18 protein-coding genes and 1 pseudogene are annotated in these 25,982 nt (G+C 33.0%); 13 read left to right on the forward strand and 6 right to left on the reverse strand.

Annotated elements, in window-relative coordinates:
• Positions 1-28: 28 nt before the first annotated feature.
• The 10 genes from IPK14_14540 (at position 29) to IPK14_14585 (ending at position 12,472) form a co-directional block, all read left to right on the forward strand.
• Complete coding sequence (locus tag IPK14_14540; protein ID MBK7994547.1) at positions 29-913, forward strand: tyrosine-type recombinase/integrase; 885 nt, start codon at positions 29-31, stop codon at positions 911-913.
• A 170-nt stretch (positions 914-1,083) separates the two neighbouring features.
• The gene (locus IPK14_14545; GenBank protein ID MBK7994548.1) at positions 1,084-2,139 is read left to right on the forward strand and encodes a flippase-like domain-containing protein; all 1,056 of its coding nucleotides are present in this window, start codon (positions 1,084-1,086) and stop codon (positions 2,137-2,139) included.
• 404 nt (positions 2,140-2,543) lie between these two features.
• Positions 2,544-3,872, forward strand: coding sequence for a PDZ domain-containing protein (locus IPK14_14550; protein ID MBK7994549.1), 1,329 nt, complete (start codon positions 2,544-2,546; stop codon positions 3,870-3,872).
• 194 nt (positions 3,873-4,066) lie between these two features.
• Entirely contained in the window at positions 4,067-5,332 is a 1,266-nt protein-coding gene (locus tag IPK14_14555) for a C69 family dipeptidase (GenBank protein MBK7994550.1), read from the forward strand.
• Positions 5,319-7,658 carry a carboxypeptidase regulatory-like domain-containing protein gene (locus IPK14_14560; protein MBK7994551.1) on the forward strand — a complete coding sequence of 780 codons (2,340 nt, stop codon included), beginning with the start codon at positions 5,319-5,321 and terminating at the stop codon, positions 7,656-7,658. The genes IPK14_14555 and IPK14_14560 overlap by 14 nt, the downstream gene beginning before the upstream one ends.
• 29 nt (positions 7,659-7,687) lie before the next feature.
• Positions 7,688-9,418, forward strand: coding sequence for a hypothetical protein (locus IPK14_14565; protein ID MBK7994552.1), 1,731 nt, complete (start codon positions 7,688-7,690; stop codon positions 9,416-9,418).
• Between the two features lie 316 nt (positions 9,419-9,734).
• Positions 9,735-9,956, forward strand: coding sequence for a hypothetical protein (locus IPK14_14570; GenBank protein MBK7994553.1), 222 nt, complete (start codon positions 9,735-9,737; stop codon positions 9,954-9,956).
• Positions 9,953-11,803 (forward strand): protein kinase, encoded by a 1,851-nt coding sequence (locus IPK14_14575; GenBank protein MBK7994554.1) that lies wholly within the window; start codon positions 9,953-9,955, stop codon positions 11,801-11,803. The genes IPK14_14570 and IPK14_14575 overlap by 4 nt, the downstream gene beginning before the upstream one ends.
• Before the next feature lie 13 nt (positions 11,804-11,816).
• Positions 11,817-12,017 carry a hypothetical protein gene (locus tag IPK14_14580; protein MBK7994555.1) on the forward strand — a complete coding sequence of 67 codons (201 nt, stop codon included), beginning with the start codon at positions 11,817-11,819 and terminating at the stop codon, positions 12,015-12,017.
• A gap of 44 nt (positions 12,018-12,061) precedes the next feature.
• The gene (locus IPK14_14585) at positions 12,062-12,472 is read left to right on the forward strand and encodes a hypothetical protein (GenBank protein ID MBK7994556.1); all 411 of its coding nucleotides are present in this window, start codon (positions 12,062-12,064) and stop codon (positions 12,470-12,472) included.
• Between the two features lie 82 nt (positions 12,473-12,554).
• Here IPK14_14585 and IPK14_14590 read toward each other — a convergent pair whose 3' ends face one another.
• The 6 genes from IPK14_14590 to IPK14_14615 form a co-directional block, all read right to left on the reverse strand.
• On the reverse strand, positions 12,555-13,139 hold the full coding sequence (locus IPK14_14590) for a hypothetical protein (GenBank protein ID MBK7994557.1): 585 nt from the start codon (positions 13,137-13,139) through the stop codon (positions 12,555-12,557).
• A 135-nt stretch (positions 13,140-13,274) separates the two neighbouring features.
• Positions 13,275-14,222, reverse strand: a complete 948-nt coding sequence (locus tag IPK14_14595; GenBank protein ID MBK7994558.1) for a D-2-hydroxyacid dehydrogenase — start codon at positions 14,220-14,222, stop codon at positions 13,275-13,277.
• A gap of 25 nt (positions 14,223-14,247) precedes the next feature.
• Complete coding sequence (locus tag IPK14_14600) at positions 14,248-15,519, reverse strand: acetyl-CoA hydrolase/transferase family protein (GenBank protein MBK7994559.1); 1,272 nt, start codon at positions 15,517-15,519, stop codon at positions 14,248-14,250.
• Between the two features lie 17 nt (positions 15,520-15,536).
• Positions 15,537-15,836, reverse strand: coding sequence for a penicillin acylase family protein (locus tag IPK14_14605; GenBank protein MBK7994560.1), 300 nt, complete (start codon positions 15,834-15,836; stop codon positions 15,537-15,539).
• 13 nt (positions 15,837-15,849) lie between these two features.
• A complete protein-coding gene (locus tag IPK14_14610; protein ID MBK7994561.1) occupies positions 15,850-17,838 on the reverse strand; it encodes a penicillin acylase family protein in 1,989 nt (662 codons plus the stop codon).
• Positions 17,739-18,035 carry a hypothetical protein gene (locus tag IPK14_14615; GenBank protein MBK7994562.1) on the reverse strand — a complete coding sequence of 99 codons (297 nt, stop codon included), beginning with the start codon at positions 18,033-18,035 and terminating at the stop codon, positions 17,739-17,741. Before IPK14_14615 ends, IPK14_14610 begins: the two co-directional genes overlap by 100 nt.
• 116 nt (positions 18,036-18,151) lie before the next feature.
• Between IPK14_14615 and IPK14_14620 the strand changes: the two are divergent.
• The 3 genes and pseudogenes from IPK14_14620 to IPK14_14630 all read left to right on the forward strand — a co-directional run bounded on the left by IPK14_14620 (position 18,152) and on the right by IPK14_14630 (position 25,809).
• A pseudogene (locus IPK14_14620) lies at positions 18,152-19,037 on the forward strand (ATP-binding cassette domain-containing protein).
• Between the two features lie 265 nt (positions 19,038-19,302).
• On the forward strand, positions 19,303-21,399 hold the full coding sequence (locus IPK14_14625; GenBank protein MBK7994563.1) for a hypothetical protein: 2,097 nt from the start codon (positions 19,303-19,305) through the stop codon (positions 21,397-21,399).
• Between the two features lie 15 nt (positions 21,400-21,414).
• The gene (locus IPK14_14630) at positions 21,415-25,809 is read left to right on the forward strand and encodes a translocation/assembly module TamB domain-containing protein (protein MBK7994564.1); all 4,395 of its coding nucleotides are present in this window, start codon (positions 21,415-21,417) and stop codon (positions 25,807-25,809) included.
• The last annotated feature ends 173 nt before the right edge of the window (positions 25,810-25,982 follow it).

The following is a 25,982-nucleotide window of genomic DNA, read 5'->3' on the forward strand; positions in this document are numbered from 1 at the left end:
GTGAAACATTTTAGGAGAAAATAAAATTATGACATTGATTCCAGCAAATATTGTAAAAGAGTTTTTAGAATTTTTAACTAAAGAACAAAATTTATCTACTCAAAAAATTGATGACTACCAAATAGATTTAACTAGCTTAGAGGAGTTTGCACAAACAAAAAATAAATCTCTTCTAACTTTAGATAAAAAAGAAGTAGCTCAATATTTAAGACAAATACAAAAAAATAATACTAGTAAAGCTGTTAGTGTTTTAAGTGTAGTAAGTTTATTTTATCAATTTTTAACAAATAAAAATTATTTGCATCATAACCCAACAATTAATTTAGAGTTGCCTAAAGCTTGGCAAACTATGCCAAAATTCCTTAATAAAGATGAAATAGACAAGCTTTTTTCTATTGCAGATCCACTTGCTGATGATGGAATTAGAGATTTAGCAATGCTAAATTTGCTTTATGTGACAGGAATTAGAGTTTCTGAATTAATTTTAATTAAATTAACAGATATTAATTTATCAAATAACACTTTAACTTATTTAGGAAGAAACAATAATTCAAAAGATATTGTTTTAGATAACAAAGTGATTGAAATTTTGTCTAAATATTTAGTTGCTAGACAAAGGCTTTTAAGAGAAAAACATTCTGATTTGCTTTTTATTAATAATTATGGCGATGAAGTGACTAGACAACAGTTTTGGAGAATAATTGTTAATTATGGAGAAAAAGCTGGCTTAGGTCATATTACCCCTCATATGTTACGTCATACTTTTGCGACACATCTACTTGAACATGGGGCAGATAACACGTCTATAGAAATGTTAGAACAAGAAGAAAAAGCAAAAGCAGCAGATATTAACTATGTTGCAAATGAAAGAATTAAGTCCATTTATGAAAAGTTTCATCCACGTTCAAGATAGCTATAAATTAAAAATTCTATAACAAATTGGCATAATAAATATAAGCTAGAACAATTTCTTATTCCTCTCATAGTTTTTAATCTTATAAGCTAAAATGGCTTTTACTAAACTACATTCCTATTAGCCTTTAAGCTTAGTTTTATTGTTTAGTAAGTCAAGAGAGTTTTATAATGACAACCAATTTTGTAGAAGAAGGCAAAAGCGAAGATAAGAAGATGCAAGAAAATATTATTAAAGCTGTTAAGTTTTTGTTTGGGTTAGGGTTATTGGTTTTTGTTATTCATTGGACAGGACTAGATTCTAAGGAAGCCCTTAATAAAATATTATCGGCAAATCGCTACTATCTACTTATATCATTTACTTTTGTCTTTATAGCCCAAATTTTTGGGATCAAACGTTGGCAGATTTTATCAAGTTCTTTAGGTATTAATATTGTATTTCCATATTTTTTTAAGCTACATTTTTTAGGGATGTTTTGTAATAATTTGCTTCCTTCAATGGGTGGGGATGTTGTTAAAGCCTTTTATTTAGCTAAACAAGGTCAAAAAAAGCATGAATCTTTGTTATCTGTAGTTTTAGATAGATATGTTGGTTTATTGGTTATGCTATTTATGGCTTCTTTAGCCGCACTTTCGCTTCCATCAGATGATTTCAATAGAAACTTAAAGTTTGCAACCTGGGGGATTTTGCTAGCATTTATTAGCGGTGGAATAGTAACACTGTTTTTTTCTGAGTTAGTCGCAAAGCTTCTACAAAAATATCACACCATTTTAGAGAAATATAAAAAAGAACATTGGCCTGCTAAAATTCGGGAATTAAGCCAATTAACAAAAGATTTTGTAAAAAACTACTATACTTTTGGTAGTTCGCTACTACTTTCGGTTGTCTCTCAATGTTTTGCTATTTTAGCTGTTCAACAACTTTCTTTGTCTGTTGGGGCTAATGTGTCTGCTGGTACTGTATTTGTTGTTGTTCCTATAGTTTTACTTGTTAGCGCGCTTCCAATTTCTCCAGGCGGTCTTGGAACTAGAGAAGTAGCTTTTGTTTATTTGCTTACCAATGTTTATACGGCTGAAGGAATAGACAAAGATTTTGCTAAAAGTGCTGCTGCTTTAGTCGCTTTTTTATGGTTAGCGATAAATATATTGATTAGTTTACCTGGAGCAATAAGCTATTTCACTATAGGCAATGATATTGATAAAGTTAATAAAGAAGAATTAAGGTAAACTTCTAAATAAAGCAATAAGTTAAAGTAAAATTTCTACTAAATTAGTTTAATTAATCTCACTCAATTATATCTAAAACAACAGCTTATATCTTACTGCTTACATTAACAAAATTTTCTCTTTTCTTTAAAATAAATAAAACTTTAAAATTTATTCTATAGCTATTTTACCAGCGTTATAGTATTATCACGTCCTAATAAATTAACTTATTTTAGCTAGCTTAAAATTATTAATAAAAAGCATTAATAACAATATTAAAACCAAAAATTTCTTATTTTAGGAGAAATCTGGAAAAAGTTTGACGGGTTTTATAATGTTTTAGCATTTATATGTAAATAGAAACTTAGAGTTTTAACCCCAAAATACTAAATAAATAAAAATAGTTTACAAGGAGAAGCTAGCTTATGTCTAAAAAGTTTTCTGCTAAGTGGTTAAATTTATGTTTTGCTATTTTATTAACTTTAGGGTTATTTCAAGTTGTTAATGCTCAGCAACTTGGCCCATATGATAAAGAACGTGGCGTAACAATGCTAAAAATTCTCAAAGATGAGATTAAAAAAAATTACTATGATCCTAATTTTCATAATATCAATTTAGATGTTAGATTTAAGGAAGCAGAAGAAAAAGTAAAACAAGCTACTTCTTTTGGGCAAATTGTTGGAATTGTGGCTCAAGTCCTACTAGATTTTAATGATTCCCACACTTTTTTTATCCCACCTAGTAGAAGTATAGATGTAGATTATGGTTGGAAAATGTTAGTTGTAGGGGATAAATGTTTTGTTAATTCTGTGCGTCCTGGAAGCGATGCTGAAACAAAAGGGCTAAAAGCAGGGGATCAAATACAAGCTATTAATGGTTATCCAGTTACTAGACAAACTATGTGGAAGATTAGATATCTTTTTAATACTCTACGACCTCAGCCGGGGCTGAAATTAAGTTTACTTGATCTTGAAGGAAAGAGCCGAGATTTAGAAATCATGGCTAAAGTAACCCAAAATAAACAGAGACTTGATTTAGTCGATGATGAAAGTGCAGATATTTATGATTTGATTCGTCAAGGTGAAAATGATCGCTACTTAAACCGGCATGTTTATTATGATGATAAAGATGTTTTTGTTTGGAAAATGCCTGAATTTAACATGCCTGAAGAGCAAGTTGACGATATGATGAATAAAATTAAGAAAAGTAAGTCTTTAATCTTAGATTTAAGAGGAAATCCTGGTGGATATGAAGTAATGTTACTAAGATTAATCGGACATTGTTTTGACCATGATGTTAAAGTAGGAACTATACAACGGCGTAAAGAAACCAAACCAATTGTTGCTAAAACTAGAGGAAAAAACACTTTTAAGGGCGATATTGTTGTTTTAATTGACTCTGATTCTGGATCAGCAGCAGAAGTTTTTGCTAAAGTCCTACAACTAGAAAAAAGAGGAAAAGTTGTAGGTGATTTAAGTTCTGGTTCTGTTATGAGAAGTAGAAGCAAGAATTTTCAATTAGGTATGGATGTAGTAGTTTTTTATGGTGCTAGCATTACGGATGCTGACTTAATTATGGCTGATGGTAAGAGCTTAGAACATATTGGAGTAACACCAGATGAAATTATACTACCAACAGCCAAAGATATAGCTAGTTCTTGTGATCCTGCTTTTGTAAAGGCTGCTGATTTATTAGGAATAGAAATTTCTGCTCAAAAAGCAGGCAAACTATTTCCTATTGAGTGGAAAAAATAAATTTTAATAAATAAAATGCTTTTTACTATAGCACTATGTTCTATCACTAGAATATGGTGCTATAGTTTTTTATGATTTTAACTACTTTAATAAACCTATATTTTTCTATATTATAGGAAACAAAATAATTATAAATCTTTATGTTAAAGTAATAACTATAACTACATTTATACCTACAGCTATAGTAATCATTTATGTGTGATACTCAAATAATTAGAAAAAATAATACTGTTTTTTTTGCTAAAAATAGTGATCGTGAACCAACGGAAATGCAATTAGTTGTACGTATTCCGCCAATAGAAAATAGTACAACTCCTAATTTAAGAACAACTTATTTAAGTATCCCAGAAACAAAAAAGCGTTTTGGAGTTATTTTAAGCAAGCCTTTTTGGACTTGGGGAGCAGAAATGGGAGTTAATGATCAAGGGCTTGTAATTGGCAACCAAGCAGTATTTACTAAAGTTCATGACAAGACAAATGGGTTAATAGGAATGGATTTAGTAAGACTTGCCCTAGAACGTGCTGCCACCGTGGAAGAAGCATTATTTGTTATTACTGAGCATTTAGAAAAATATGGTCAAGGTGGTATTTGTGGCTATCAAGACAAAAGCTTTTCCTATGATAATAGTTTTATAATTGCTGATAATAAAAATGCTTGGGTGTTAGAAACAGCTAACCGCCATTGGGTAGCAAAAAAAGTAGATAAATTTGCTGCTATTTCTAATTGTATTACTATTGAGAGTGATTTTGACCGTCAATCTAAAGGTTTACAGGATTTTGCTAAAAAACAAGGTTTATATAAAACAGGAGAATTTAATTTTGCTAAAACCTTTAGTACTTGGTTTTTAACCTATTTTAGCGGTTCCAAACAACGCTTAAATACTAGTTATTGCACTTTATCAAATCTGCTAAATCAAACTTCTATTTCTGTCATTGACTTATTTAATGGGCTACGTACACACTCTCAAACAGGTAATAGCCATTTTCAGCGTAGCAATAAAGACGTTTGTATGCATGCTTGTGGTTATGTTCGTCGTGGTCAAACCTGTGGTTCTTTGGTAGCTAATATTACTAATCAACAGTATTTTTTTACTGGTACATCTGCACCTTGTTTATCTGTTTTTAAGCCAGTAAACTTTGATTACACAAAAGATTTTGGAGTTTTAAGTTTAGAAAAAGATTGGCTAGTACCAACACTATGGCAAAAACATGAATCTATTCACAGGTATTTTCTGTTTAATGATGAAAAACGTGACGAATTTCTGCAAACTCGTAATCAGGTAGAAAAACAGATGTTAGAAAATAATAAAAATGCAAATGATTTAGTTATTGAGTGGCAAGATAAATGGTATAAATATGTTAGAAATAAGCCTTTAGTTTACCCAAAATCTTTTTATGGTCTTTTTTGGAAAAACAAAACTAATTTTTTGGAAAACAATATAAAACATGCTGTTTATTAAACTATCTAATAATAATTATTTACAACCTAAACTTAAAAATTTACTAAAGCTATTTTTGTTTCTAACACTCTTTTTTTCTCTAACTAATTTTCTATTTAGTATAGTAATTTTACCTGTTAATGCTAATAGACTAACCTTGTTTCAAACAGGAACAATCCTACAAGGCAAAGTTGTTAACGAAAATGAACAACCTCAAGCAGGCGCAACAGTTTATATTTCTTTAGATGGTGCAACAGTTCAAACTTTATTAACTAATTCTGAAGGTGCTTTTACAGTTAATCTTTCCAAAATTGGACAATATAGCGTTACTGTTAGCTTAGATGGATTTCGTACCCAAACGGAAATTGTTCCAGTCAATAAAGAAGAATCTTTTTCTTATATATTTAAGCTAGTTCCAAGCTCTTTACATGTCTTAGTTTTAGATAACTTACAAGAAAGATTGTCTGATGCTACTGTCACCTTAAAAAGTCAAGATGGAACATTAAAACGTGCTATTGAATCTCCAAAAGGTGATTATTATTTTGGCCGTCTTCAAACAGGAATTTATCAATTAACAGTCTTAATGCCTGGATTTGAAATTATTGTAGATGAAAGTGTTTATGTTGCATCGGATAATAAAACAATTTTACGTACTGTAGTTCTGCCTAGAGCCTCAGCTATTCCAATTGGTGACAAAATAAAGGAGCGTTTTACAACTCCACTTCTACCTTCCAATATAGTCCAAAGCATTTGGCAAGACCATTTAACAGGAGTTATTTGGTTAGGTACTAATCAGGGAATATTTAAGCTAAATAGCGAACAAATACGAGTGTCTGATAATCAAGAATTGCAGTTATCCCCTTTAGCTAATGAAGATATAAGGACTATTTTTCAAGGTCGTAATGGAATTTTATGGATTGCTACAACTAAAGGTTTAAGAAAAAAACTTCCTTCAAGTAATAAAATTGAACCAACAACTATCTTAAATGGGCGTGTTGTTAATGTAATTATAGAAGATCGTGTAGGTGCTTTATGGTTTGCTACTGAGCAAGGGTTAGTGAAATATTTTAATAACTCTATTAGTGAGTATACTGTTAAAGATGGGCTGCCAAATGATAAAATTAATAGTATAACTATTGATAAAAAAACAGATATTGTCTGGGTTGCGACTGATAATGGAGTAGTAAAAATTGAACAAGGTAAAGTAAAACCACTAATAATTGATAATAATATTATGGATTTAGCTACCCAAGCTATTTTAATTGATAGCCGCTTTACTATTTGGTTTTTAACTTCTGTAGGGTTAAAAAAATTATCAGGCGAAAGTTTTTTGACTATAGAAAAGGCTGAACTCACTCAACCACTTAAATCTATAGTAGAAGACCGTGTAGGTAATTTATGGATTAGCACTATTGATAAAAAAGTCTATGTTTATGATTTACAACGAGATGAAGTTGATGATCAATTAACAACAGATAAAGTAAATGCCTTGCTTTCAGACCAAGAAGGAAATCTTTGGTTTGCAACAGAAAATGGTGTTGTAAAACAAGATTTTTATAGCTTTGTTAGTTTTAATACTAGTCGCGGATTACTAGAAAATAATATTTATTGTTTATTACCAGATATTAACCAAATAGGGGCTTTATGGGTTGGTAGTGGTGCAGGATTAATTTATTTTAATGGGGTTAGCTTTAAGCGTATTAATGAAATTCCTACTAATGTTATTGTTTACCATATTTTACAGCAAAAAAATGGAGTTTTATGGTTTGCAACTTCTAATGGTTTATACCGAAAACAAGCTACTAGATGGACTCGTCTAGGTATAGAACAAGGTTTAGCTAGTAGTGATATTCGTTATCTGTGTGAAGATGTTCAAGATAATACCTTATGGGTAGCTACTAAAAATGGAGTTTCACATTTTGACACCGAACTAGCAGAAAAAGTTTATCCTGCTGCGGTTGTTCCAGAAGCCTTAAAGATTACTGCAGAAGTACGGCAAATTTTCCAACAGAATAATAGAATGCTTTGGTTTGCTACCGATCGTGGTGTATATCGTTATGATCCAACAACTTATGATTTAACTGTAATTGGGCAAAACGATTCTTTAGAAAGCATTGATGTACGTTGGATTACTGAGGGCCCAAGCCAAGATATTTTATGGTTTGCAACTGCTAAAGGTATAGAAGTATTTAAAGAGCAAAAAATTGTTCCTTTAGGACAATTTTTAAGCCTTAACGAAGATGTACAGTGTATTTTTATGGATCGAGACAAAATGTTTTGGCTTGGTCTATCTGATGGTAAGGTAAAAAATTTTTTAGTCCTACTAATATTTCTATTCCTCCTTTAATTAATACTTATACTCGTGAGCAACATGGAGTGGTTGGAAATAAAATACGTGTTATTACTCAAGACAACACTGGTGCTATTTGGTTTGCAAGTGATTTAGGACTCACTAGACATCTTCCTAGCTCAGCTATTCCTAATGTTGAATGTCAGCTTGAAGTTAATGGTGCTACAGTAACTAATAATGATATTGCTTCAGGTCAACATAACATCAAATTCCGATTGATTGGCACTAGTTCACTAGGCGAAATTTCTTTTATTTATAGAATAATTATTAACAATCAAGCTAAAGATTATCGTTTAGTAGCAAAACAATCTGTTAATGAAGCTTTATTTAATGATTTACCTGCTGGAGAACATACTTTTGAAGTTTTTGCTATTAATAGAGATCTCTATGGCACTAATGCTTTACCAGTTAAAGTAACCATTCGTATTGACCTCCCATTTTGGAAAAAAAGTTGGTTTTATATATTAATAGGATTAACTTTTTCTTTTGCTTCAGGAGCAATATTTTTAATTCGACAACATCAGAACCGGGAATATGTGCTACCAGCAAGTTTATCAAGTTTTGTTCCTATTGAACCTAACCCTTATATTGTTGGAAATCCAATACGTAGTCCAGCTATGTTTTTTGGGCGAGAAGATGATTTTAACTATTTGAAAATTAAGTTAGAAGGCGCGGCACAAGGTGGAATAGTTTTGGTTTTATGTGGTGAAAGACGCGCTGGCAAAAGCTCTATTCTTTACCAGGTCTTAAATGGCCGACTAGGAGAAAGTTTTATACCTGTTTTTATTGATTTACAAGAAATGGTTGTTTCAAATGAACATGAATTTTTTGGCCGTATTGCTAGACTTATTGGCGAAGCCGTTGCACAAGCAGATGACCCTAGCTTTTTAGAGCAGAATTTTAGCACTAAAGAAATACATAATTTTCGTTTTTCAGACCCAACTAAAAATGCTTATCACTTATTTTTAGATTTTTTAGATAAAATTCTTTTAGAAATAGGTGAGCGTCGCTTAATTTTGTTAATGGATGAATATGAGCTATTAGAAACCAAGGTAGAAGATAAGAAATTAAGTAAAGAGATTTTTACTTTTTTTGCTAGCTTAATTGATAATCATGACCGGCTTTCTTTTGTCTTTACTGGCTCACGACGGCTAGAGGAAAGAGAAAGAAAATATTGGAGGGAATTTTTACGACATTCTTTATTCCGTAAAGTTACTTTCTTAAGTGAACGGGATAGCAAACGCTTAATTTCTGAACCTGTAAAAGATAAAATAGTTTTTGGCCGTGGTGTTCAAGATGCTATTTATCGGCTAACTTCAGGTCAACCTTTTTATACACAATATATTTGCCAATCAATAGTTGATTATCTAAATGAAGCAAAACGAAATTATTTATTAAAATCTGACCTTAGCCAAGTTATTGATGAAATTGTAGATAATCCTTTGCCTCAAATGATTTATTTTTGGGATGGCTTTAGCGATGATGAAAAATTAGTGATGTCTTTACTTGCAGAAGTTTTAACATTTGATAATGATTCAGCTACAGCTAGTAAAATTACTCAAGCTATTCAAAAAGAAAATTATCCTGTTAGACTTTCATCTGATACAATTCGGTTAACTTTAGAAGAATTAGCTAGGGTAGATGTACTTAAAAAAATAGGAGATGAAGCTTTTTATTTTCGTATAGATTTACTTCGGCTTTGGATTAAGAAAAGTCATAGCATTTGGCGCGTTGTTCGTGAAGTGCGAACTTTATAAATAGTTATTACTAAACTAAATAAGTTAATATTTTCTTAATATCTTAAGTCACGCGCGTGACGAAATAATTATAGCTTAGGTCATAAGACCTAGGTACAGTGATTATACATAATTAAAGTCGCGCAGCGACGGTATAATAAATATAACAAATTCAACAAATTAATTATGTCGTCACTACGTGACTCTATAAATATTTCATTATCATACGTAGGGTTGAAACCCTACGCTACAAATATGTCGCCCCGTTGGGGCTTTAAGAGATAAAACATTAGAAAATTTTGTTTACAATGTAGTTATTTAGAAAGTTATAAAAGATATGGTAAAACGCTGGACTTCTCATACTATGACATCAGAAAATTTTCTTGAAATTCATGAAAAATATATTTGTTATGGTGTAGAAAGCCTGGACGATGAACAAGCTTTTAATAGAAAATGCTTAATTGCTAATTTTATAAATAGTGAAGCTTGTTATTGGGTTAAAGTTAATCTTAGTCAACATTATGGGGAAATAGAGCAAACCATTAGAAAATTATTATGAAAAATCCATACTTAAATAGAGTAGCAATCCGAGATACAACCCAATTTTATGGACGGCGTAAGGAAATTACTAGAATTTTTTCCCGTATAGGTGCTTCACGTCCTCAATCAGTTTCAATTGTTGGTGAACGCAGAATAGGTAAATCTTCACTTCTAAACTATATTTATGCCCTAGAAACTAGAAATCAACTATTAGATAGCTCCTCTAACCATATTTTTGTTTTTATGGATTTACAGCAAAAACGCTATAGTAGTATTGAAAGTTTTTTTGCTGACTTTTTAGCTTTATTAAGTGAAGCTACTAATGAAACAATTATTACTCCTAACACAGATTTTGACTCTGTTCGTCGAGTCTTTGCCGATTTACACAGAAGGCGAAACAAATTAATTGTGCTTTTTGATGAATTTGATGCAATTACTGCAAATAAAGTATTTAACTTAGATTTTTTCTCTTTTCTTCGTTCTGCTGCTAATAATTATGACTTAGCTTATGTTACTTCATCAGCTAAAGAATTACAGGTTTTATGTCATACTGACCAGATTGCAGATTCACCATTTTTTAATATTTTTACTAATATTTATTTACGTCCATTTACTCAAGAAGAGGCTATGACGTTAATTCGTGAGCCTTCTAAAGTTGCAGGAATAGCTTTAGAAGCTTTTAGCAAAGATATTTTTTCTTTAGCTGGATACTTTCCTTTTTTCCTTCAAATAGCTTGTTCTACTTATTTTGACCACATTTTAGAAAATGGTAATTTAGTAGACCCCCAACAATTAGAAACAAGTTTTCTGGATGAAGCAGGAACACATTTTCGCTATATTTGGGAACACATAGGAGATGCAGAGCGCGAAGTAATTAACTGTTTTATTGAAAATCAGCCCAGATCTAAAGCCCGTGAACATGTTTTTGAAGAACTTCGCCGGGCAGGTTATTTTATTGATGAAGGAAATAGTTCAAGACTATTTTCCCGCCTATTTGCTACAGCTATAGCTCGTTTTACCCCAAATCAATCATCAAGTAACAACCTAGGGAAATTTTCAGAAACTCCTCCAGGAAAATATTTTAGTGATGAATATTTTGCTAGCGATGAAGTTATCCCACCAACTGACCCAGCTATCACCCAAGGAGATCTTCGTAAGGTAAGAGGCTCAATCAATAAAAATACTGGAAAAGACTTGCTTGAGAAAATAAAACAAAAAGGTCAAATAGGACATTTTGAAATTTTGCGCACTTTAGGTAAAGGTGGAATGGGAGAGGTTTTGCTTGCTCGTGACCAAACCTTAAAACGTCCTGTTGCTATAAAACTCTTAAAAAGTCGTTATGCAAGTGATGAAGCCATCCGTCGTCGCTTTTTACGCGAAGCTCAAACAGCTTCAATGCTTAACCATCCAAATATTGCAACTGTTTATGAAATTGGCGAAATAGAAGATATTCCTTATATGGTTATGGAATATGTTCATGGTAAAACCTTGATAGAATGTTTACGTATAAAGCCTTTTTCTTTTAAGGAAGTTGCTAGCATTGGTTCTCAATCTGCTCTAGCTTTAGCTGAAGCTCATTCTTTTGGAATAATTCACCGGGATGTTAAATCTTCTAATATTTTGCTTAATGACCGAGGACAGGTAAAAATGCTAGATTTTGGACTAGCTAAACCAGGTATTTTTAGCGAAGTGAGAAATATAGATTCAAATAATTCTGACCCAAGATTTTCTAATTCTATTAGCAATATTACAGAGCCAGGGATTTTAATGGGTACTGTTACTTATATGTCACCAGAACAAGCTAGCGGAACTGAAAAAATAGATCCTCGTTCAGATATTTTTTCTTTTAGGTATTGTACTTTATGAAATAACTACAGGAATGTTACCTTTTGACGGTTCAACTTATTTTCAAATTATTGAAGCTATTACAAAATCTGAGCCTAAACCCATAGCAATTTTACGCCAAGATACACCTAAAGAGCTTATTTCTGTGATTATGCAGGCTTTATATAAGGATCCTCTATCAAGGTTTCAATCTGCCGAAGTAATGGCTAATCAATTAAATGGCTGTATTAAATAACAACGTTGTTATTAACTTTTTATTCCTAGGAGCTATAAATATTTATGATTAAAATAAAAATGATTGTGTTAGTTTTTTTCTTAGCTTTGATGCAAATAGCTTGTAGTTCAGGGCCTACAAATGAAGAAACAAAACTATTAGTCACCTCTGAGTTAAAGAAAGATTTTCCCACTGCCTGGGTAGTTGGAACAAAAGTAGAAGGCATAATAGGAAATATTGTTTCTAATACTATGAAAGCAACTAATATTGAAATTGAAAGTATTGAAATAAAACAACGAGGTAGCTTTAATGAGCAAGAAAAGTATTGGCCTGTTAAAGTTCAAGTAAAAGGTTCTTTTCAAAGGGAATTTATAGGTAATAGAGCTAATGAAAAAGTAACTTTTGATAAAGAAGCAGATTTTAGATTTTCCAAGGATGATTATGATAACTGGAAGATTTCTTTAGTAGAAAAATAACAAGAAAAATAATTAGAGCTTAAAAAGGTTTGATTTTTTAAGCTCTAACTATTTGCTTTAGTCTATACTTGTTTATGCTTGTTTATGCTTGTTTACCTTCAACCGCGCAAAGTAAAATAGATGCTGCAATTCCAAGACGACGATCTAGCCATCCATTTGTATCAGGAGAAAAATCTAGCGAAATTTTAATTACAAAAGGATTAAAGTTTTGCTTAAATTCACAAACTAAAGCATTGTTTATTGTTCCTTTGTAAGTTTGTGGAATTAAATTAGTTATAAACCTTCTAACTAACCCAAGTAGCAAATTTTCTTCTTCAATTATCCCTATTTCTTGATCATTAGCATTTAGAATTGTCCATTTGTCACGAACTAAAGAAGCAAATCCTTGGCGTTTTAATGCTCCTACTTTTTGATTATTTATAGTGTCAAAAACATCATAAGTTGCAGAAAAATCTAGCATTTGCCTTGCTTTTATAGTTATAAGCTCGGTGGTCATATCTTCGCCCGTATAAATACGAATATCTTCTTTTAACTTAAAAGCTTTCTGTTTAGAGTAAAACATTACTTGTCCATTAGAATCAAAGATATGAAAAGCACCACCTAAAAAAGAAAAGATTTTTTTTCTTACTAAATATTGATTAAGGCGAAAAGAAGGATGTAAAGACATAGGTTGTTGATTATTGTAAGGAGCAGGATATTGTCCATTCATATTTTAAGTCCTTTCAGAAAAATACTTAGTAAAACTAAAATTAATAGTATAGAAAAGACTTGCAAAATACAAGCGAATATTTGGTTGTATTAATTAATAGCCTTTTTCTTGGTTAATTTGCCCAAGTAGCGGTTTACCTGCCCAGTAAAGATGAAAATTAGTTATAAAACATTTAGTAATGTCACTTGGTAGGCTAGGGCCTCCTACATGAGGTGTAATTATGCAATTAGGTAATTTCCAAAATGGGTGTGAAACTGGCAAAGGTTCTTGATGAAAAACATCTAAGACTGCTCCAGCAATGCGATTATGTTTTAATGCTTCTATTAAAGCAGCATCATTAATTAATGCTCCGCGGCCAACATTAATTAGCCATGCATTAGGTTTCATATGTTGGAAAACTTCGTGTCCAAACATTTCTAAGGTCTGTTTTGTTGCAGGAAGAATTAACACTAGAAAATCTACACCTGCAACAAATAGCTTTAATTCATCAGGCGAGAACATTTCATCAATAAATTGATGTGGGCGACCATCGCTATTTAGCCCCCAGGTTTGCATACCAAAACTTTTGCCAATTCTAGCTATTTCTGCTCCAATATCTCCAACTCCTGCAATACCTAAGCAATTTCCTGTGATTGGTTCTAATGGATGACGCTCCCATTTTTGCTCAAGCTGTGCAGCTAAATGCTCACGTAATTTAATTTTGCTAGCTAGAATATAACCAAAAACATACTCACAAATATATTGTCCAAAAACTCCCCAAGGTTTAGTAATTATTACATTTGAAGGTATGGGAGCAGGTAGCAGATTTTCTACACCTGCCCACATTGATTGAATCCACTTTAAATTTTTAGCTAAAGCGTAAATTTCTGGTGGTAAATGCACACCAAAAACGATTTCTGCATCTACAATAGCTTTTTTTGCTTCTTCTTTGGAACGGCAAACTATTAAATCTATTGGTAGTGAAGCTTGCCTAATTAGCTTTTCATACTCTTCAATTTCATTATCTCTCAGTGTATAAAGTAATACTTTGTGTGTACTCATAATTTTTACTTAAGGGAGAAAGTTTTTATTTAGGTAATGTCTTAAAACGAGCAAGTGCTTGTTTTTCTAGCTCTTCTCGGTGATTTGGATGAGCAACATTAATTAAAGCCCTAGCGCGTTCACGTAAGTTTTTTCCATAAAGATAAGCGACTCCATATTCAGTCACTACATAGTGCATATGCGCTCTAGTTGTAACTACTCCAGCACCTTCTTTTAAGAAAGGAACAATTCTAGATTCTCCCTTTTGTGTTGTTGATGGTAGCGCGATAATTGGTTTACCACCTTCAGAAAGTGAAGCACCTCGGATAAAGTCCATTTGTCCACCAACACCAGAATAAAGCCTTGTTCCAATAGAATCAGCACAAACCTGGCCCGTAATATCAACCTCAATTGCACTATTAATTGCTGTAACTTTAGGATTACGACGAATTACAGCAGTATCATTGACATATTCAATATCTAGCATAGAAACTAGAGGATTATCATCAATAAAGTCATAGAGACGGCGAGTTCCCATTACAAAACCACTAACAATTTTTCCTGGATGCACACGTTTACGTGAACCTGTAATAACACCACGTTCAATTAGATTAATTACACCATCAGAAAACATTTCTGTGTGAATACCAATATCTTTATGATTGATAAGTGCTGACAAGACGGCATCTGGAATTGCTCCAATTCCTGTTTGCAAGGTCGCGCCGTCTTCAATAAGTTCTGCACAATTTTTGCCAATAGTTAGTTCTGTTTCTGTTAAATGATGTTGTTCTAGTTCTGGGATTTCTTCTTCAACTGCTATAGCATAGCGAAGTTGGCTAATATGAATTAATCCATCGCCATGCGTTCGCGGCATATTGGAATTAACTTGGGCAATTACTGTTGTAGCTGTTTGAACTGCGGCGCGAGCAACATCAACTGAAACACCAAGCGAACAATAACCGTGGCGGTCTGGTGGGGAAACCTGGACTAGGGCAGCATCTAAAGGAAGTATTTTTTTACGAAATAGCCCTGGAACCTCGCTAAGAAAAACAGGAATATAATCAGCTTCACCAGTTGCTACTGCTGCACGAACATTTCCACCTACAAAAAGCGCGTTAGTGTGAAAACTTTCTTTATGTTTTATATAAGCAGCGTCTCCTTCTGTGTGCAAATGGACAATTTCAACCCCTCGCAGTTCATTTGCTCTTGCCACCATTGCACTTACTAATATTTGTGGTGTTGCTACTGCTCCATGAATAAAAACACGATTAAAGGATTTAATAACAGAAACGGCTTCTTCAGCCTTTACCCATTCCATAAATTTTTGCTCCTAAATTAAACACCAGATTTGTTTGCTAATTTTGTTTGGTTATTTTCAGTTGGTAATAATAATAGTTTAGCTTTAGAAAACTCTAAAACTTTTTCTTTATCAAATAACATTGGATGAAGTTCAGTTTTTAGCCACATTTTTATCATATCATCATAATGTGGGCTAAAAGGTGAGCCAGATTGTCCAGTAGTGTGACACATCCAAGAATTATCTAAATCTCCAAGGTCAACAATTTGACGATAGGACACCGCCCAACCAGTTACTTCAAACCCTCCTTGAGCATTAGCTAAAGGAGGAAAAGCCATTGTGCTGGAGTTTCTACATCACCCCCAATTGCATAAGGCCCTGATTAAAAAGTGGACGAAGTGCGCGGTTTGCTGTTCCAAAAGGATGCTCAAATCTAACTATATGCAGCTTTTTCCATGCCCAAGTTTTAGGATTATTACCAAAGCGTTTGGCTAGTTGTGCTACTGCTTCTTCAAAACTTGCTTGTAAAAGTTCTGACCATTTTTGAGGTTTAGCCAGTTCAACTAATAAAGTCTGGTCATCTTCTTCAATCATTTTTAATAAAATAGGAAGAAATCGACCTACAAAAGAGCTAAGTTTTGATAAACTTCCTGATTCTGCATAACCTAAATAAGCACGTAAATCTTCAGCTAGTAATCCTCCTAAAACCCTTTCTAGCAAATTATGAAGGGTAGTTTGATAAAGGCTTTGTGCTGTACTTTCTGTTGAGGCTTCTCCGTGCCATCCATCAAATTCAAGGATTGCTTTTGCTGCTATTGGACTAAGATCTTCTTTTTCAATATGTTCTAAAAGTAACTCAGCAAATTTTCTACCAGCAATAGTAGTAAAATCGCCTTGTATTTGTCGGCAGTCTTCAATTGTTACTTGGTGATTATTTTCTAGCAGTTCTCTAATACGTTCTGCACGATAACCAGAAACAAAATCACTACTTAAGTGATAAGGGTAGTCATCACCTACAATTTTATTATTAGCTGTAATTATTAAACCTTCAGGAGGGTTATACATTGAAGGCATTTCTTGATAATCAACTATGCCTTGCCAATCATTTGCACTTTCCCAACCTGGTATTGGAAGCGTTCCTGCACTAGGATTCTTTCTAATTGGAGGACAAGCAATTAATTGATAGCCAATATTTCCTTGAGTGTCTGCATAAACCATATTAAATCCTGGTGCTGTCCAATTTTGGAAAGAAGCACGGAACTCATCCCAATTTTTTGCACGATTAAGAGCCAAAAAACTACCTAACAAATTACTAGGTTGATAACCTGTCCACTTAAGCGAAAGTTTATAGTTAAATTCTTCTTTTTTAGAGCTATGTATAGGCAAATCTGAAATTACCGGGCCGTGTTGAGTAACTAAAATTTCTTCTTGGTGGTTAAGTTCATCTTTAATTGCAATGTCTATTTTGACCGTTTCGGCCTCTCGCCAAAGACGTGACCGTAAATAATGATTTGGTTGGTCGGGCAAGAATTTTTCTACAAATAAATCTTGTAAATCAGTCATTGCCGCGGTTGCACCCCAAGCAATATGGTCATTATGTCCAATTGCAATAGTTGGCGCACCGGGTAAAGTTGCCCCAATTGCTTTAAGCGTTGGGCAATCTAGGTGCATTTCATACCATAAACCAGGCATTTGCAAAGGTAAGTGAGGATCATTTGCTAGTAGTGGTTTACCGCTAACAGTCCGACTACCACTAATTACCCAATTATTAGACCCGCCACCCTCGCTTAACATTGGCATTAGCAAGTTTTCTGCGTAACTATTAACTATTTTTTCTGCTATACCTTGATAATCTGCACCAGGTGGAGTAACAAGAGGATGTCCTTTAGGGTAAATAGGTTCCAGCTTGCTAGCTAACCTAGAACCTAAACGTTTTAATATCTTGGCGCGAGTAAGTTCTAAGTCATAGTTAGAAGAAAGTGACCAAGCAAAAGTTTTAATCCAAGCCAAGGTGTCAAGAGGTCGCCAAGCTTCTGGCTTATGACGCAAAAAAGAAAATTCAATAGGCAATTTATTTTCTTGAAGAAAAGCATTAACTCCAGCACTGTAAGCTTCTAATAAACTTGCAGATTCTTTGTCTAATGCTGTAAGGTCAACACTAGCAGCACGATTAATGCCAACGCGATGAATAAAGCGGTCAATTTCTAGCGTTTTGCGGCCAAAAATCGCGGCTGTTTGTCCTAGTCCAATCCGTCGGTGCAGTTCCATTTGCCAAAAACGGTCTTGAGCTTGAACAAAACCTTGTGCATAAAATAAATCATGCTCATTTTGTGCGTAGATATGCGGTACACCCTGATATCACGCCAAACTTCTACTAAAGAATTTAACCCAGCTAGCTTAAAACCTCCTGTTGTTTTAGGTTTATAGCGTTCAGAAGTTTTACGCCATGCATAAGCACCACCTAAACCAACACCAGCCAGCAAGCCTATTCCTAACCAAAATAAGCCACGAGATTTGCTTTTATCATCTTTTGCCATATAATTTTTTGCTCCAGATTGCTAAGTATTGAGTAGGCAGAAAGCAAAAAGAATAAAAGATTCTTACAAATTTCTCAAACCTTTTTAGGTTCTTTCTCTAGTAAATTAAAACAAATATGGATAAATCTATAGCAATAGAATTAGTTGATGTTGGTTATTGTATTAATGCTAATCAATGGTTAGTCAAGGACTTAAGCTTAAAAGTAGTTGTTGGAGAAACATTAGTTTTATTAGGACAAAGTGGTTCAGGTAAAACAACTACACTTAAATTAATTAATCAATTAAGAAGGGCTAGTTGTGGCGAAATTTTTATTTTAGGAAAAAACATTAATGATTGGGATATAACAAAACTTCGTCGTCAAATTGGCTATGTTATTCAAGAAGGAGGACTTTTTCCACATTACACAGTAGAGAAAAATATTGCTTTGCTTCCAGAATTAACTGCTTGGTCAAAAGCCGACATTAAAAACCGTGTCCAAGAATTAATGAAGTTAATAGGTTTATCTTACCAAGAATTTGCTAATCGCTATCCTCATCAGCTTTCTGGCGGCCAACGTCAGCGTGTTGGAGTGGCTAGAGCTTTAGCACTTGACCCACCAATTATTTTACTAGATGAACCTTTTGGGGCTTTAGACCCTATTATTAAAAATCAACTACAAAATGAATTTGCAAACTGGCAACAAAACTTAAATAAAACTGCTATTTTAGTTACCTCATGACATTCAAGAAGCTTTTAAGCTTGCTGATAAAATTGGGCTAATGGTAGATGGTAAACTAGTAGTTTTTGGCACAAAAGAAGACTTTCTAAACTCGCAACATATAGAAGCTAAAGCATTTATGGAATGTTTGAAAATAAAATTTTCCCATCAAACAAATGTTGCAACCTTTTATTCAAACTATTGGTACAAAGTTGTGTGGTCGCTTAACACCGCTTTTTTGATCACAATTTGTATACAGTTCCCAATCTATTTTTTGCTATTTGTGGAAAGAATTCAAAATTAAATCAAATTTCGGGTACTTGGTCTAGTCTTTCTTTTTCTTCTATTTGTGTCATGTTTATAAATTATACTGTTAGGTATTTATTTTCAATAAGTTATAGACTAAAGAATATTACCATAATTCAAGTTTTTAATACAGCATATGTTTTCTGGCTTAAAATTTTCTAAGTAAATGACGGCTAAAGGTTGTATCACTAAAGGCTTTGTTACATAATTGCAAAAAATCTAATCAAAATCTGTTAGTAATTCTAAATAGTGAACTTATAGCAATGGTTAAGTTAATTAGGTTATTCTTCCAGCAAAGTTGGCGTAAAAAGCTAGCCATTATTTCTAGCTTTTTATTGATAATTATAGCTTTATTAGCCGTTGGAATTGGTTTATATGTTCGTAGCGACAATTTTAACCGTTTTGTTATTGCTCAAATTCAAGCTAATGCGCCGCTTTATGGACTACGGGCAGAAATTGAGGGTTTTGGTTTTAGTTTAAGAGAAGGTCAAGCAAATCTAAAAAAAATCAAGCTATTTAATGGGAAAACAGAACAGTTACTTGTTGAAGTTGAACAAGTTAATCTAGTTGCTAAAGTTCTTGACCCTTACGCATTGAAATTAAATCGTAAAGTAGTGCTAGAAACAGTTGATTTATCAGGAGTAAATTTATTTATAGAGCTTAAAAGCGATGGTAGTTCTAATTTTAGCGACTTAAAAACACCTCCAAGCAGCAATGAACCAAGTGCTATTGAACTTGATTATTCAAAACTAATAGCCACTATAACTAATAGTAATATTAGCTTAAAAGATCCAACTAATAGTTTATCCGTTGAACTAAAATCTTTAGACTTAATCTCTAGATTAAAAGGACTTACTCAAACTGACTTAGACTTATCAATAAAAGGTGGAAGTGCTGTTTATCAAGATTACAATGCTACTATTGAATCTATTAATCTTAAGGCTGAAGTAGACGAAAAAGGCTTAAGACTTGCTCCAAGTGAAATTATTACTAATCTAGGTAGCTTAAAATTAAATGGTCAATTAGATGACTGGAAAAAATTACAACATCAAATAAATATAGCTTTAGAAACTAAATCTCTAAAAATACCAAATCTTGAACTTCCAGGATTAACTAAATTTGATGGTCAACTTGCTGGAAACATTGATGTTAGCCGCTTAACAGGCCAACTTACAGCTAGCGAAATTCTTGTGCCAAAAACTAAGCTTACAGGAGTAACAATAGATAATATAGAACTTGTTACAGCACCAGAACTTGAGCTAAAAACAGGTCAAATTAAAACACAAATCGTTATTTCTAATCCTCTTATAGCTAATTCTGTAATAGTCCCAAGTGTAAGTGTCAAGCTTTTACCTAGTAATATTTCTCTTAATCTTCCTCAATTATTAGTAGGTACATTAGCAATTCCTAAAGGTCAATTAAAAGATATTAAATTAACACAAGTAGACCTAAATATTGTTCAAGACCAAATTACAACTAAGGTTAAACAAACAAATGTAAGTAACTTAAATATTGATAAAGCAAGGCTTAGTGGTATTAGACTAAATGACACTGTTGCAACTGTCCAAAATGATAAATATCAAATAACCTCAGATTTATTTTTAGCTAATGGTCAAGCTGAAAAGTTGGAAATAGGTCAAACTACTGGAAAACTTGGTATTGATAATAATAAAGCTACACTATCAAGCCTAAAAACTAACTTATTAGGTGGAGAGGCAGACTTAGAGCTAGAACTAGCTTTAACTAATAATAATAAATCAAACTTACAAACAAAATTCCGTCAAATTGATAGTTTTGAACTAGTTAAATTAGGCAAAGAAGGTCAATCACTTCCTGTTAATGGGCTAATTTCTGGTGATGCAAATTTAAGTTGGCCCGGAACAAATTTCTTAAAAGTAACAGGTGAGCTTAAAGCTATTGCTGAAGGTCAAGCTTCTAAAGATCTAAATCAATTACCTTTAACTGCAAATTTACAAGTTTTAGCTAACCAAGGGAATTTAACTATTAAACCTTTAATAGCAAAACTTGGAGAAATCAATTTAACTGCTCAAGCAGAATTTTCACCACAAAATAATTTACTAAAAGCTGAATATAAAATTGATACAAAAAATAGCGAAGAATTACTTGTTTTAGCTAAAAACTTAAAACTCCTTGACCAAAATCTTTTAGACCTTAAACCAAATTTAACAGGTGATTTACAAGCTATAGGTCAAATTAATGGACAATTAGATAAATTGACTGTTGAGTCTGATATTGAAGTTGGACAATTAGGATTTCAGGAAAATAAATTTAAGGATTTGAGCGGTAAACTAAAATTAAATCCTGATGAAGTTAGTTTTGTTATTTATAAACTTTTTTGATAGTCAGGGGGCTTTATGCAGCTTGATTTTCAACAAAAAGTTAATGACAAAAACAGCGGACAAATAAAAGCAGACTTTACAAATTTCTATGTACAATTCTATCAACCTAATACAACCCAAGAACTATTTGCAGGTCAAATTAATGGCAGAGTTGAACTTAGCCAACTAGCTGAAAAACCTTTAGGTATTGCTGAGTTAAACTTAAAAAATAGCCGTTTAGCCACTCAACCAACAGAATCAGTTGATATTCAAATAAGTCTAGCTAACCAAATTGCTAAAATTAATAACTTATCCTTAAAACTTCCAGCAGGCATAATTAATACTCAAGGCTCTGTAAATTTACAAACTAATGACTTTCAATTAGTAAGCCAAACTGCACAACTAGACTTATCTAAATTAAATATTGAGAACCCTTTACAAGGAAAAGTTAATGCTATAGTTTCATTAAATGGTAATCCTAAAGATTCAAGCCAACTACAATTAGACTTACAAGCTGAGTCTGATAACTTAAAAACTATAGATACTCAATTAGGTCGTCTTTCTATACAAGCTTGGTCTGATAATCAAGGTCATATTCGTTCTGAAATCACATCTTATTTAATTGCTAGCCAACCTCAAAAAATCTTTGCTTTACTTACACTTAATAAAGAAGGCTATCCATTAGAAATAGAGAGCGAGTTAAACAAATTAGATGTTGCTTTGCTTTTAGCAGCAATTCAACCTCAAGCTGCAAAAAATGATGCAATTCATAGCAGCATAACAGGTAAATTAAATTTTAAGGGTAAAATACTTAATGATAAAGGGGAATTTAATTTAGTTAATTTTGAGGGTGGATTAAATCTTAGCAATGCTAGTTTTAAGCTTGCTGAGCAAACGCTTAATATTGAAACACCAACAAATATTGATTTTGAAGCAGGAAAGCTATGTTTAGACCGTCTTAGAATTTTTAGCGGGGATTCAGATTTTAACATTGCAGGACAACTAGCTTTGATGGATAAAAATAATTTAGACTTTACTGCAAAAGGAATTATTAACTTAAAAGATTTCAATAGTTTAGTCCCTAATACTTTATTAAATGGATCAATTCTTTTAGATGCTAAATTAACAGGTACACCAGAGAAACCTCAGCTTGTTGGACAAATGATGCTAAATAAAATAGGTTTATCACAGGATGATTTACCTATTCAATTTACTAATGGTAATGGACTAATTGTTTTTGGCAGCGAGCGAATACTGTTAGATAACTTTTCTATTAAAGCTAATGATGGACAAGTTAACGCAAAAGGACGAGTTGATTTAACAGCTTTTCAACCAAATAAATTTCAAGCAGACCTTGTTATTAACAATGTAAATTTAATTTATCAAGGAGCTTCCTTAACTGTTGGTGGAGATTTAGCCCTTAGCGGTACACCAACAGACCAATTAATAAAAGGAAACATAAAAGTTTTAGAAGCTTCCTACCTAAAACCTTTTGATACTAATACTTTTAACACCAAAATTAATAGTGCTGATGAAGGAATAGGAACAAAAAGTCTATTTTCACCTCGCTTAGATATTAATGTTGATGCAGATAGCTCTATTGTTGTGCAAAATCCTCAAATAAATACAGTTGCTTCAGCTACTTTAAGTTTAACTGGAAAAATAGATAACCCTAATTTAATAGGAAGAATTAATTTAGAAGGTGGATCAGTAATTTTTCGTAAAGAAAGATATGATATAACTGAAGGAATTTTAGATTTACCAGGTGGGGTTTTACTTCCAAATGTAAATTTATTAGCGGAAGGTGAAGTTAATACTTATCGTGTTTTTATTCGTTTTAGTGGCCCAATTGACCAAATAGATTTAGAGTTAGAATCTGAACCAGTATTAACCCGAACAGAAATCTTAACTTTAATTACTACAGGCCGACCAGATGCAACGGGTGGAGAACAACAAGACTTAGCTACTACAGGGCTTAATACTGGTGCAAATTTACTAGCACAAGAATTTATTTCTAAGCCTTTTGGACGTAAAGCAGAGCAATTATTGGGGTTAAACCAATTTCAAATAGACCCAATTATTAGAGCTAATGAAAATCCTTCAGCACGTCTAACTTTAGGACGACAAATTATTCCTAAACTTTCTTTTACTTATTCAACAAGTCTTGCTAGCAGCAATGACCAAGCCATAATTTTAGAATATAACTTATCAAATAGGTTTTCTTCGCTATTTTCTTTTACTCAAGGAGGTAATTCTACTAGAGGAAACACTAGTGACAGTGATTTAGCTTTTGAAATTCGTGGGCGTGAACGTTTTAGCTTTGGTGGAAAAGGACAAGTAGAAAAAACTACTAACTTAGGAATAATTAGCTTTAAGCCTTTGCTAATAGCAACCGCAGAAGTAATAGTTGATAAACCTGAAGGAATAAAAATAGGTAATGATACTTTACGTGATCTTTTACCCATTCAACGTCAACCATTTAGCATCCCTTTAGCAAAAGCAGGTCAAGAAAATTTAACTAACTATTTACAAGAACAAGGCTACTTTTTCGCTAAAGTTAACACTAGCTGTGATCCAGTAGATTGCCAAGGGCCAGGACTTAAGGTTAAATATGAAATATTGCCTGGTGAACGTTATGAAATCCGCAAAATTACTTTATCTGGTACAAATTTAATTGATACAGGTTCTGTTATTGGTCAACTACAAACTAAGGAAAAAAACTTTTTTGGTAAAGTGCCTATTTTTAAGAGTTTACCGCTAATAGGTGGTTTTGCTTATGGTGTAACTAGTAATGAACGATTACGCCAAGACAGCGAATTTATTCGCCAGCAATTAATTGATTTAGGCTATCGTCAAGCAAAAGTTTCCTATGACTACAAAATAGAATCAGATGGACAAGGAATAGATATTAATTTTACTGCTGAAGAAGGGGCATTAAACCGTATTGGCGAAATTCTTTTACAAGGAACAAATGCTTTTGAAAAAGGAGATTTAGCCCAAGCTATTTCTTTAAAAGTAGGAGAGCCTTTTACCCCAAATCGTCCACGTGAGGTAGCTAGAGAACTTCAAGACTACTATGCCCAACGTGGCTACTTAGACACAACAATTGAAGTTGAATTAGAGCAATTACCTAATAATGATATTCGCTTAATTTATCAAGTTAATGAAGGTGAGCCAGCCGAAGTTGCAGAAGTTATTATTCAAGGTACGCCAAGAGCTAATGAAGGGCCTATTCGTAGATTTATTGACTTAAAACCAGGTGATTTAATCACTAATAAAAAGCTTCAAAAGTTAAGAAAAGACCTTTACGCTACTGGAAATTTCCGAGAAATTCAGATTACTTTAGAGCCTCTAGCTTCTGAACCTTCTTTAAGGCGTGTTTTACTAAAATTAACTGAAGCAAAACCACTACTTTTAATTTATGGTTTTGGTTTTTCTACTGATGATGGCCCACGAGGTTCAATAGAATTAAGTAATACAGACTTTTTTAATCGTGTTACTACTAGCGCGATACGTCTACGTTTAAGTAAACGCGAACAGCGCGTCCAACTGCAATTTACTGATTTACGCCCATTTGGTAGCCGCTGGGCTACAACTGCTTCTATGCTCTACAACAGAGTTTCACCTTTAGGAGGCTCTAGTCAACAAATTAGCAATGTTGACCAAGCTGGATTAAGCGAAAATACTAATATAGGCTTAAGTCGTTTTGCTAGCTTTGTTCAATCTGAGCGACGTTTTACAGATAAACTATCTTTTCGAGTTCGATATAACTTTGAGTTAGCTAAGTTAATTAATTTAGAAGATGCTCAATTTAGTGCCTTTACAGAAACTTCTCGTATTACTCGTTTAGCAATTCTTACAACTGGCGCATCTTATGACACACGAGATAATCCAATTAATCCAACTCGTGGAAATCTATTTAGTATTGATTATTCTTTAGCTACTCGCATACTTGGTGGAAATGAATCATTTAACAAAATTAATACTAGCTACCAGTATTTTAATACTTTAGAAAACTCACCTATAAAATTCTTAAATAGTTCTATTCTAGCGTTTTCTTCTCGAATTGGACTAGCAGCACCTTTCCAAATTCGTTCCCGCCGGGGTGATGGTGTTATTACTGATTCTGATACATTACTACCTTTTAGTGAACGCTTTCGCAGTGGAGGTTCTACTACATTAAGGGGTTTTTTATTTGAGACTGCTGGCCCGCAAGCAATTTCTGAAGTAGGAAATGCACCTGCTCAATTAATACCTTTAGGCGGTAATGCCTTGGCAGTATTTAACTTAGAACTTCGTTATCCTTTAACTGACCGTTTGCAATTAGTACCTTTTTATGATTTAGGAAATGTGTTTTCTCGCGTTCGTGATATTGATTTTAAGGGAATGGCTAATACTGTAGGTGTAGGTTTAGGTTTAATACTCCAATAGGCCCAATAGGTGTTGATTATGGTTATTTGCTTGATCCTCAAACTTTTATTACTCCTAATGGTGGAGTTCTAAAACAACGTCGCGGCGTGCTACATATTAAGTTTGGACAATCTTTCTAAAAGCATTTGCTACCAAACTGTGTAGATATTCATTGCCCCTTAGAGCATTACACA

It is taken from the genome of Blastocatellia bacterium (genome assembly GCA_016713405.1).
Lineage (GTDB): Bacteria > Acidobacteriota > Blastocatellia > Chloracidobacteriales > JADJPF01 > JADJPF01.

What these genes read in the sequence shown, in the direction of transcription:
- IPK14_14575 (MBK7994554.1), top strand. Translation starts at nt 9,953, where the DNA reads ATGAAAAATCCATACTTAAATAGAGTAGCAATCCGAGATACAACCCAA.
- IPK14_14600 (MBK7994559.1), bottom strand. Translation starts at nt 15,519, where the DNA reads ATGGAATGGGTAAAGGCTGAAGAAGCCGTTTCTGTTATTAAATCCTTT.
- IPK14_14570 (MBK7994553.1), top strand. Translation starts at nt 9,735, where the DNA reads ATGGTAAAACGCTGGACTTCTCATACTATGACATCAGAAAATTTTCTT.
- IPK14_14550 (MBK7994549.1), top strand. Translation starts at nt 2,544, where the DNA reads ATGTCTAAAAAGTTTTCTGCTAAGTGGTTAAATTTATGTTTTGCTATT.
- IPK14_14580 (MBK7994555.1), top strand. Translation starts at nt 11,817, where the DNA reads ATGTTACCTTTTGACGGTTCAACTTATTTTCAAATTATTGAAGCTATT.
- IPK14_14615 (MBK7994562.1), bottom strand. Translation starts at nt 18,035, where the DNA reads ATGGCAAAAGATGATAAAAGCAAATCTCGTGGCTTATTTTGGTTAGGA.
- IPK14_14625 (MBK7994563.1), top strand. Translation starts at nt 19,303, where the DNA reads ATGGTTAAGTTAATTAGGTTATTCTTCCAGCAAAGTTGGCGTAAAAAG.
- IPK14_14545 (MBK7994548.1), top strand. Translation starts at nt 1,084, where the DNA reads ATGACAACCAATTTTGTAGAAGAAGGCAAAAGCGAAGATAAGAAGATG.
- IPK14_14585 (MBK7994556.1), top strand. Translation starts at nt 12,062, where the DNA reads ATGATTAAAATAAAAATGATTGTGTTAGTTTTTTTCTTAGCTTTGATG.
- IPK14_14540 (MBK7994547.1), top strand. Translation starts at nt 29, where the DNA reads ATGACATTGATTCCAGCAAATATTGTAAAAGAGTTTTTAGAATTTTTA.
- IPK14_14595 (MBK7994558.1), bottom strand. Translation starts at nt 14,222, where the DNA reads ATGAGTACACACAAAGTATTACTTTATACACTGAGAGATAATGAAATT.
- IPK14_14555 (MBK7994550.1), top strand. Translation starts at nt 4,067, where the DNA reads ATGTGTGATACTCAAATAATTAGAAAAAATAATACTGTTTTTTTTGCT.
- IPK14_14605 (MBK7994560.1), bottom strand. Translation starts at nt 15,836, where the DNA reads ATGGCTTTTCCTCCTTTAGCTAATGCTCAAGGAGGGTTTGAAGTAACT.
- IPK14_14590 (MBK7994557.1), bottom strand. Translation starts at nt 13,139, where the DNA reads ATGTCTTTACATCCTTCTTTTCGCCTTAATCAATATTTAGTAAGAAAA.
- IPK14_14630 (MBK7994564.1), top strand. Translation starts at nt 21,415, where the DNA reads ATGCAGCTTGATTTTCAACAAAAAGTTAATGACAAAAACAGCGGACAA.
- IPK14_14560 (MBK7994551.1), top strand. Translation starts at nt 5,319, where the DNA reads ATGCTGTTTATTAAACTATCTAATAATAATTATTTACAACCTAAACTT.